Annotated in this window: 5 protein-coding genes; 1 reads left to right on the top strand and 4 read right to left on the bottom strand. The window is 51.1% G+C overall.

Annotated elements, in window-relative coordinates:
* The 3 genes from ACWIUF_RS16785 to ACWIUF_RS16775 all read right to left on the bottom strand — a co-directional run.
* Positions 1-911, bottom strand: a 911-nt coding sequence (locus tag ACWIUF_RS16785) for a hypothetical protein (RefSeq protein WP_448573673.1), incomplete at its 3' end; no start/stop codon positions are given.
* 52 nt (positions 912-963) lie between these two features.
* On the bottom strand, positions 964-1830 hold the full coding sequence (locus tag ACWIUF_RS16780) for a metal ABC transporter permease (protein WP_448573672.1): 867 nt from the start codon (positions 1828-1830) through the stop codon (positions 964-966).
* 34 nt (positions 1831-1864) lie between these two features.
* Positions 1865-3007, bottom strand: a complete 1143-nt coding sequence (locus ACWIUF_RS16775; protein ID WP_448573671.1) for a SpoIIE family protein phosphatase — start codon at positions 3005-3007, stop codon at positions 1865-1867.
* Positions 3008-3636: 629 nt separating this feature from the next.
* Between ACWIUF_RS16775 and ACWIUF_RS16770 the strand changes: the two genes are divergently transcribed.
* On the top strand, positions 3637-5916 hold the full coding sequence (locus tag ACWIUF_RS16770) for a PAS domain S-box protein (RefSeq protein ID WP_448573670.1): 2280 nt from the start codon (positions 3637-3639) through the stop codon (positions 5914-5916).
* A 34-nt stretch (positions 5917-5950) separates the two neighbouring features.
* Here the strand turns inward: ACWIUF_RS16770 and ACWIUF_RS16765 are convergent, their stop codons facing one another.
* On the bottom strand, positions 5951-6133 hold the full coding sequence (locus ACWIUF_RS16765; protein ID WP_448573669.1) for an ATP-binding protein: 183 nt from the start codon (positions 6131-6133) through the stop codon (positions 5951-5953).
* Between the last annotated feature and the right edge of the window lie 80 nt (positions 6134-6213).

Here is a 6213-nt window from a genome sequence, read left to right as displayed (position 1 = left end):
GGTTCTGAGGGCGGCGAGGCCACGGGAGAGGGTCGGGGAGGACGGGCAACGGTGAACAGGAAGGTCAGGCTAACGCCAGCGTAGACCGCCAGTAGGGGCCAGTCCGCGATCGCCCAACCCCAGTGCAAACCACTCAACGCTAGGTAGTTGATGGCAGGTAGGAGAGGGCGAGGCGGGGTCGCGCCTTCCCTAGGGGGGCGGTGGGTCAGAAATTGGACGATCGCAATGAGACTCAGACTGGCGATCGCCCCCAGTAGCCACCCCCAGGGACTCGCCCACAGGCGCAAGGTATCCATCGCCCAGGTATTGATCGCCACCAAGAGTAGGGTCACCAATTGCAGCATCCAGGCCGTCGAGCGTAAATTGGGCTGGCGCCCCGTCCAAAATGCTGCTCCAAAGAACACCAGGGTGTAGAGCCACAGGATGGCGTATTGGCCCGTGGGGGTAAACTGCTGCCATTGACTGGCGGCCAACACGGCTGACGACACGACGACTAAACACACCCCCAGCCCCAATAGCCACAGCACACTCAACTCGGCCATCAGGGATTGAAGAAAACGGGCGATCACACCGGGTGGCGGTGCTACCGGGCGGGCACGGTCTCCGGCTGCATTGAAATCTGCCCCTGCGGTCGCTGGGGGCATGGGCATAGCCAGGTCCCGATCGCGGGCATCCGCATGGGCCGTTAGCCGCGTTTCAGGCGGGGCCGCCACTGGACTGGGGGCATCGGCGGCATCGGGCTGGGGGGTCGGTAGACGGCAGGTCAGGTGCTCCTGGCATAAACGACGCACGGTGGCATCAGCAATTAGACCCCGCTGTAGCCAGTCATCTAGACCCGCCAATAGTTGGGGATGGGAAGCCCTCACGGAAATTTCTAAATTTTGGCGGCGCGGATCGGACTGGAAAGACATGGCAAACCGCCCTGAACGGCAACTCACAGATCATGGCACTTAGCCTTCCCCATCATGGCTGATTGCCGTTGGGGCGCGATCGCGGCGGTGCCACTTTCCCCGGTGGCAGTCCTGATTGATAGCAAGTCCACCCTAACGCCAGGGTAAAGCCCGCAAAGACGGTCAGCGCGATCGCGGGGCCAGAGGGGAGATTCAGGTAATAGCTGAGATACAAACCCAGGGTGCTGGCGATCGCCCCCAAGGCGGCTCCTAGGAGCATCATCCAGTGGAGTTCTTTGACAAATAAATAGGCCGTGGCCGCAGGCCCCACCATCAGGGCGATGACCAAAATCACACCGACGGCTTTCATGCTGGCAATAATCGTCAGGGTAATCCCGGCCATCAGCCCCAGGTTCAGGACCTTCACCGGTAACCCCATTGCTTCGGCTCCTTGGCGATCGAAGGTAAAAAACAACAATTCCTTATAGAACAGTTTGATGCCCAGGAGAATGACAATTGCAATCCCAATGATTTCGCCAATATCGGCCCTGGTAATACTGAGGATATTACCAAATAGTAAATCCTCTAAATCCAGAGAACTTTTGAATCGTGTTAATAGGGTAATTCCCAAGGCAAAGAAACTGGCGAAGGTTAATGCCATTGCCGTATCTGCCTTGACACGGGTTTGGGACGGTATCCAGGCAATCAGAAACGTACTCAGGGTCCCAAAGGTAAAGGCACCCAACAGAAGATTGATCTCCAAGAAATGGGCGATCGCGAGTCCCGGCAATACGGCATGAGCGACCACATCCCCCAGCATCGCCATCCGTTGCACAATCAAAAAGCTCCCCACGATCGGGCAGAGGATGCCGATGAGTAAACCAGCAATTAATGCAAGGCGTATAAACTCGTAATTTAGCGGTACCAACAGCCAATCCATGAGCACGGTAGGGAAATATTCAGAATATTGGATATTAATCTAGGTTAACTTGAATCAAGGATAGATCGTCTTCCAAATCTTGATTCTGGTTGACAGATTGGATGTGGGCAAGGATGGTATCGAGATCACGATCTTGCTTGACTTGTGCGCTCTTGAAAACTTCAACAAGTTTATCCAACCCCCAAATCGTTTCATTCGACTGCATAATTTCATAGGTACCATCACTTAGGATATAGAGCGAACTATTGGGCGCGATCGTGTGATAGCTGTTCTCAAACCGAATGTCAGGGAACATGCCAATGGGCATTCCCGACGACTTTAGGTACTGGACCTGAGTCGCTGGGGCGGACTGACCAGAAATGAGAATAGCGGGTGGATGGCCCGCACTGGCATAGGTCAATTGTCGTTTGACACGATTATATACTCCATACCAGATCGTAAAATAGCGCTCACCATGCTTATCCATTTGAAAGTTTTCATTAAGCGCCTGGAGCACGCTACCAGGATGATAAAAATTTGCATCCGGTAAGGATTGGGAGCGCAGCATATTCAGAACCGAAATGGAGAGCAATGCCGCGCCAATCCCATGTCCTGAGGCATCCAATAGATAAACCACTAAATAATCGGGATCTAGCCAGTAATAGTCAAAACAGTCGCCTCCTAGTTGCATGGAGGGAATAAATTGAGCATTAATAGCTATGGGCTGGGTCATAGGCGGTGGCAAGATGGAGCGAACATAGGCAGCCGCCTCCGCTAACTGGCTTTCCAGAAGCTGCTTTTGTTCCTGCAGATCCCGCGTCAGATCACAAATGCGTAAGGCCGAGCGAATCCTGGCTGTCATTTCACCCATATCGATCGGCTTGGTTAAAAAATCGTCAGCCCCTGCATCCAAGCCTTGGATGCGATCGGAAATGCCACCCTTAGCCGTCAGTAAAATAAAGAATAAAGAAGCTGTCTGCGGATTAGCCTTAACCCGCCGACAGACCTCTAACCCATCCAGCGTTGGCATCATCCAATCGCAAATGACTACATCCAGCGTTGCATAGGATTTCTCAATAATCTTTAACCCCTCGCTTCCATTCACTGCCAGTGAAATTCCATATCCCAATTTCTGAAAGGTTTTTTGTAACAACAATCGAATAACGGGATCATCATCAATAATTAAAATATGGGCCATAATGTAGAAAGCGTCACCATAGTTCGGGTCAATTTTGTAATACCTAAGAATTAGGCTTTGCTGGCATTATTTCCTGATATCCATCAACATCACTAGCGACTGCTCTATGCCATTTTGATGCAGCCGTTCCCGTTCTAATGAAGTACGGTCAAGCCTTGCCAACCAGGGGCTTAAGCCCCTTGCCTGTACCTCACCGAGTATGGAAGTGCTGTAGTACTGGCTCATCATTGATTCAATGGGATAAGGGTTCCAAGGCGAGCAATTTGGTAATCTATGGCACCAAAGTAGGCCACACTCCTATTTTGCAGATATAACCGTCAAAACCCGGACTGTATTCGGATTGTATACGGTAGACCGTCTGACTGGCAGGTCGGCGCGCTGATCGCACTGCTTTTGTGTTCAGCTTCCCTTGCCCTAGCCCAGCGTCAAGCTTAAGATGAGGACTTCCAACCAGCTTAGCCCGTTCGTGCAGCGTCTCCCTAGGAGCAACGGATGCGTCCCGCTCATCCTGAGTGTACTGTTGCAGGGAGAGGGCTGGCAAACGGTCTTGGGGCCTATCGGCAACCCGAAAATTTACGGCTGACAGCACACACACGTAGTTCAGGCGCGCCAAAACTAGCGCAGTGACGATGCTGATTGCGATTGATTCGATTCTGCACCCCTGTGATCGGGGGGTTTCCCCCAAGGTACCGATCGCAGCGGTGCTCCCACTCTTGCACCAGTCCCCCTGGCCAATTCTGCCTATTGCCACTGCGACCACGCTGGTGGGTAGCTTCACAGCAGCAGATGGGGTGCGGGCGATCGCCCAAGTCAACCCCTGGGATGATCCGGTGACGGTTGCCGACTATCAGTCCCAAGCAGCGATTACCGTCCCGCCAACGGGGCAGGTCAATGCTTTTTACCTGATGCAGCAGATGCAAGCCCAGGCCAGTACTTACCTATTGGCCCAGGACGATCGCGGTCAACTGTTGGGTATCATTAGCCTCGATCGCCTCTGGGGGGAATGGGAGGTTTTGACCGTTCTAGCTGCTTATACCCTGGCCGATCTAGAACCGTTGCCGAGCCTTTGGGTGTCCCCCACGGCCACCTACCGTCAAGTGGCCACCGCGATGATGACCCATCCCGGTCACTGTGCTGCGGTGATGCCGGCAGACCATGATCAGCGATTGCCAGGACAATCGGTACCCCTGCCGATCGGCTTGCTAACAGCCTCGGCCCTGCTTCCGGCGGCCCCCTCAACCCTCACCCCGGAGCCTGTGACCGCCAGCAGACTGATGCATCCTGTGCCCCTTACCCTACCCCTGCAAACTCCCTTAGACACGGTTTGGACAGCGATACAGTCGGTCGCGGGGTTACCCATTGTTGCGGTCAACCAGGCCGGTGGCTTTGCGGGCACCGTGACGGCCCTGGATCTGCTCAGTTGCTTCACCCCTGAACACCTTTACCAGCGGGTGCAATCCTTAACACAATCGTTCGCGGAACAGGCGGAGGTTCTAGCCCAAGAGCAGGCCCAACGCTGCCAGATGGAAAAACAATTCCACGAAATCACGACTGCCATTAGCCAGGTTTTCTTTATTCGATCGATCACAGGTGAATTTCTCTACATTAGTCCGGCCTACGAAGATCTATGGGGACGTTCCCGTGACGACCTTTATCGACATCCAGAAGACTGGATTGAGGCTATTCATCCGGATGATTTAGAGATGGTTAGAACGTCCCTTAAAGAACAATTTCAGGGGCAATCCGTTGAGCGTGAATATCGCATTATTCAACCCAATGGGGCTATTCGCTGGATTCGGGCACGCATTTCAACGGTACAAGCGGCTACTCAACAAGTATTACGATTTATTGGCGTTGCTGAAGATATCACCGATCGTAAACATGTGGAATTGGCTCTCCTGGAGCAGGAGAATTTTTTGCGTAGTATCTACGAATCTGTACATGACGGCATTTTTGTGATTGATGTCTTACCCGACGGGGATCTTCGCTATGTGAGTATTAACCCCGCCCAATCTAGGTTACTGGGGATGGCGACAGAGGCATTTTTTGGCCAAACACCGGAACAGATCTTTCCCCCTGCTGCCGCCGCCTGGGTTCGCCAGCAGTATCAAAAGTGTATTGCTCTAGGGACAGCCATTACCTATGAAGAACTTTTGCCCTTTCAAGATCAAGAATACTGGTGGCAAACTAGCTTAACCCCACTCAAGGATAGTCAAGGGCGTATTTATCGCCTGGTGGGTACCTGTGCAAATATTACTGAGCTTAAACGCACAGAAGCGGCTCTCAGACAATCCCTGCAAGAGAAGGAGATCCTGTTATCCGAAGTACATCATCGCGTTAAGAACAATTTGCAAATTATTTCTAGTTTATTGTCCTTACAAGCAAATCGCATTCAAGATCGGACAGCTTATGATGTCCTAATTGAGAGCCAACATCGCATTAGTACAATGGCATTAATTCATGAACATCTTTATCAATCGGAAGATCTTACACATATTCATTTTGCAGCCTACGTCGAACGATTACTCACGAATATTTTTGCTACCTATTCGATTCTTGCTCAACATATTACCTATGAGATTGTGATTGACTCAAAAGCAATAATTCGTCTAGAAGAAAGTATTGTTCTAGGATTAATCTTGAATGAACTCATCAATAATGCTCTGCAACATGCTTTCCCGAAGGGGCGTTCGGGAAAAATTGGCATTCATCTCGATCAAACAGAAACTGATAGTTTGATATTGACTGTATGGGATGATGGCATTGGTCTGTTGCCTGATTTTGAATGGGAAAATATTCAATCAATGGGGCTTCGGTTAGTTCAAATTTTAGCAGGTCAACTATCAGGAAAATTTGACATTAGGCTTTGTAATCCGACTTCTTTTAAGCTGACCTTCCCATATCATTAGCCTCATACAGGTCATCTTAAATCCTACTCATCTCTTAAATCCTACGATAGGGAATCTCAATCGTAAAGCAGGTATGTCTTGCATGGCTTTCGACTTGAATAACACCGCCCAGGAGTTCAACCTGATGTTTGACTAAGGTTAAGCCCAAGCCAGTACCACCCAGAAGTGTTGAATCCAGATATAAAACTTTACACTTGAGGGTGCGAGAGTCATACAAGCGTTTCTGGAAGCAAATCGTAGCTCCAATGGACGAGCGAACAGCGACGGCTGAGTTCTAGTTGCAAATAGCGAAACTTG

The sequence above is a fragment of the Trichothermofontia sp. genome (assembly GCF_053493415.1).
The sequence above is the reverse complement of the archived record's forward strand: the minus strand, read 5'-3'. Positions and strand labels throughout refer to the sequence as shown.

Excerpts from the sequence above, each read along its gene's own strand:
- ACWIUF_RS16780 (WP_448573672.1), bottom strand. The coding sequence starts at position 1,830 with ATGGATTGGCTGTTGGTACCGCTAAATTACGAGTTTATACGCCTTGCA.
- ACWIUF_RS16775 (WP_448573671.1), bottom strand. The coding sequence starts at position 3,007 with ATGGCCCATATTTTAATTATTGATGATGATCCCGTTATTCGATTGTTG.
- ACWIUF_RS16770 (WP_448573670.1), top strand. The coding sequence starts at position 3,637 with ATGCTGATTGCGATTGATTCGATTCTGCACCCCTGTGATCGGGGGGTT.